This window comes from Pseudoalteromonas piscicida, from assembly GCF_002744175.1.
Classification (GTDB): domain Bacteria; phylum Pseudomonadota; class Gammaproteobacteria; order Enterobacterales; family Alteromonadaceae; genus Pseudoalteromonas; species Pseudoalteromonas piscicida_B.
Window position 1 is genome coordinate 1 of record NZ_NKHF01000059.1, and the last position, 3674, is coordinate 3674.

The 3674-nt window shown below is 43.9% G+C and carries 2 protein-coding genes; one reads left to right on the forward strand and one right to left on the reverse strand.

Annotated elements, in window-relative coordinates; all coding sequences use genetic code 11:
• The first annotated feature begins 402 nt into the window (after positions 1–402).
• Positions 403–2094 carry a hemolysin D gene (locus tag CEX98_RS13105; protein WP_099642510.1) on the forward strand — a complete coding sequence of 564 codons (1692 nt, stop codon included), beginning with the start codon at positions 403–405 and terminating at the stop codon, positions 2092–2094.
• 182 nt (positions 2095–2276) lie between these two features.
• On the opposite strand, the gene CEX98_RS13110 is transcribed toward CEX98_RS13105, so the two are convergent.
• Positions 2277–3518, reverse strand: coding sequence for a hypothetical protein (locus CEX98_RS13110; protein WP_099642511.1), 1242 nt, complete (start codon positions 3516–3518; stop codon positions 2277–2279).
• Positions 3519–3674 lie beyond the last annotated feature (156 nt).

Genomic DNA, 3674 nt, shown 5'->3' on the forward strand with positions numbered 1-3674 from the left:
CTACCAAAGGCTAGCATTTGAGGGGTTATGCCACGTTCATAACCCATGGTGGGAGCGGGTTTACCCCGCGATTTTGTTGAGCAGCTCGCCGCGTCCAGCGGCTCCTACCAAAGGCTAAAATTTGAGGGATTCACCCCGCGATAATATCCCATGGTGGGAGCGGGTTCACCCCGCGATTTTGTTAAACGGCTCGCCGCGTAAAGCGAGCCCAACGTCACAACTAAACAAGCATCTAAAGCAAAAAAGGTAATTATCTGCACAGCTAAAAAGCTGGATCACCTCCACCTGTACAAACAATTGCAAAACCAAACCCATTGAAACATTTATTTAATAAATGATAACATAAACACTTAATATAGAGTTTTAACTCTAACAAAAGCTTTAAATTTTCAAGGAGTAGAGATGAAAATAAAGCCGCTCACGTTTTCTTTTGGATTAGCAGTCACTAGCTCGGTGCAAGCCTTCACTCAATTTGGCGGACAAGGCGTTATGCCGATGGGTCACGAATGGTTAACGCGCACCGCTGCTCTCGAGGTACTTAATGCAGAGCATATCATCGAAGCGGATCCGAATGACCCAAGATATACTTGGCAGGACGGACTTGCTAAAAACCTTGAACTTAATACCGCCCAATCTGAAATCACGAGCTTACAATCTCATTTAAATAATAACCCGCTCTATGAGCCGAGATACGACGGTATAAACTCAGCCATCGTTGGTGAACGCTGGGTCGATATTGCAGGGTTTAACGTCACAACAGCCAGCGCAGACCCGACTGGCCCTAATTGTTTTAGCGCAGTTTCGCAAGAGCCTGCAGATATTCAGCAAGACCACTTTATGCGCCGCTATGATGATATTGGAGGTCAAGGTGGAGTTGATGCTGCTTATCGCGCACAGCAACGATTTGTGCAACATTTTGTGGATGCGGCCATGGCCGAAGAAAAACGACTAAAAGTATGGGACGGTGGTGGCCATTCTGCCTTAGCAGAGGTAGATCATAATTACTTTTTATTTGGTCGTGCGGTTCACCTATTTCAAGACTCATTTAGTCCAGAACACACGGTACGACTCCCTCAAGATAACTACGAAAAAGTTTGGCAGGTTAAGGCATATCTTTGCTCAGAGGGGGCTGAGCAACATTCACACGACACCAAAGACGTGCTCAACTTTGCCAGTGGCGATGTAATTTGGCAACCTCAAACCCGACTAGAAGCAGGCTGGCAATCCTACCAGATCAGCAGTATGAAGCCCGTTGCTATTGTGGCCCTTGAAGCCAGTAAAGATCTTTGGGCTGCGTTTATTCGCACCATGGCGACCCCAAAAGCACAGAGACGTAACGTGGCAAAGCAGGAAGCCCAACAACTTGTACAAAACTGGTTGTCTTTTGATGAGGCCCAGATGCTGACTTGGTATCAAGATGAGAATAAGCGTGACCATACTTATGTGCTTGCCCCCAATGAATCGGGAAAAGGAAAATCCCTGGAAGCCTGTATGACAGAGCTAAAGGTAGGCACTAGCAGTCAAGCAGAACGGGTTGCGCAACTGGAGGCCGAGCGTAATCAATGCCTATACAACATTGAGGCGGAACCTGGCTTTGCAGACTTAAACGATCCACACCTCGATATTCCATATAACTGGCGCTGGAAGTCTCTGACTTGGCAAACGCCTCCTAGTGGCTGGACATACCCACAACTAAATGCAGATACCGGCGAGCAAGTCGCCATTAAATCGCCGATAAATAATCAGTATTTGTCTGCACAAACTCTAAGTAACGACACCCCGATCACTCTGAGTCAAGCACATCCAATTTCCTTGATCCAAGTGACGAATTCACAGGGCCAGCACTATTTTAGGAGCGCTCAAGCCCCTTCACTATTTCTGGGTTATAGCAACAAAATTGCAGGCTACCTCAAGCTTGTAGATTCACCCAAGCAAGCCCTATATACGTTGATTTATCAAGGTGGTCTTTGGAATATCCAAAATGAATTTTGGCAACAGTATATCTGGTTAAATCAAGACAAAGAGCGGCCGGAGTTAAATCGCCATGGTGAGCCTAGCCAATTAAACGCTCAGTGGATGGTCGAACACTTATAAAGGCAACCTCTCCCCCAATCATACAAACAAGGCCCAATATTTATTGGGCTTTTATCGTTTAACTGTTCTGTAATTTAGGCCCTCAGAGGCACTCACACTTGGCCGCTGAGTTATACCAATTGCATTTATTCTCTACTCAGTTTGAAAGAATGAAATAGCGCATTTACTTAATACATTTGGTATTACTTCTTCTTACGCAGCCAAAATAGGCTCCCCTCAACACTCAACCAAGCTTTTTTGCCGCCATTCTCAATATAAGTCAACACTTCTTCTTTTGAACCAAGGCTATAGCCATAAACCTCTTTTGGTTTAATCTTTTCTTGTCCTGTAAGCATTTTGATAAAGTGCTTGTTGTAGCCTTTGAGCGTCGCTTTTAGCTCATCCAAGGCTTTACTCTCGCCATGCAGTGCAAAATGCATCAACGCCTCGGCAGATAACATAAAAATACTGTCTTCCTCATACTCATTGAGGCAAGCTTGTAGTTTATCCCACTGTTTCAAGATGACTAAGCCGTTCACATACAGGTATCGACAGGCCTGATTATCGTTTGGATTAAGTCGAAGCAGCACTTCTAGCTCATCAACCGCCTCCTGCACTCGGTCTGCCCAAAAGTAAATCCATGCCTTTCGTTGACGAACAGCCATATAAGGTCTGGTTTCATGGATAAGCCAGAAATTCTCCTGATTTTCCTCAATATAATCAGGGGTAATAAAGTCTTGCTCTTCATTATAAATAAACTGATCAAGTAACGGGATTGAATCAATGTGAGACAAACTAAGTAAATGCTCTATTACTGAGTTTCTTATTTCTTCTTGTTCCTCATCAAACTCTTCGTCAAGCTCAAAGCCTCCGAACTCGTTGTCTAACTCAGGATCCCACATTAAGGTGTCTGCTAATTCTACAATAGCACCTGCCAAGTAACGCTTAACATCACGTGCTTCTCGCTCAAAAGTCATCATAGGCTCAGCGTGTGAAAATGCTGCTTTTGCTGCATCTAAGCTTGTAAACCCGGTGAGTTGTTTCTGTAATTCTGTTACCGCATTTTTCTGCACTTCTGACAAGTATTCGATAGACACCTTGTCCAGTGCTTTTAGCAGACCAAGACAAAAATTAGGTAAAGGCGCTCCTTGTGCCAGCGAAGCTGCAAAATCTTGCTTAGATAACGCACACTCTTTTGGCAATTTATAGGTTTTTCCATCCAAGCTCGAAACGCACTGCTCATGCAAATTCATTAAAGCTTCTAACTGAACACGGTAAATAGACGCATATTCACCAAATAACTCCAACAACCACTCGTGGATTTCAGCAATATCATTGATGACAACTTTGCCAATCAGAAAACCTTCAACAAAATAATAGTCTGGCTGGAATTGAGTTTCTTTAGAAAAAGCATTTACAGCTTTGCGCAGTACACTTGGCAACATATAGAACAGTCCTTTGATAAGTTAATATAAACAAGATAAATAGTATCACAGTTGTAACAAACCACACCCTAACAGCGAATAACTTTTGCAGTTTAAAGCAGATAGGAGCCGCTTTATGCAGCAAGCTCTGCAACAACCAATCGCGGGGTGAACCCG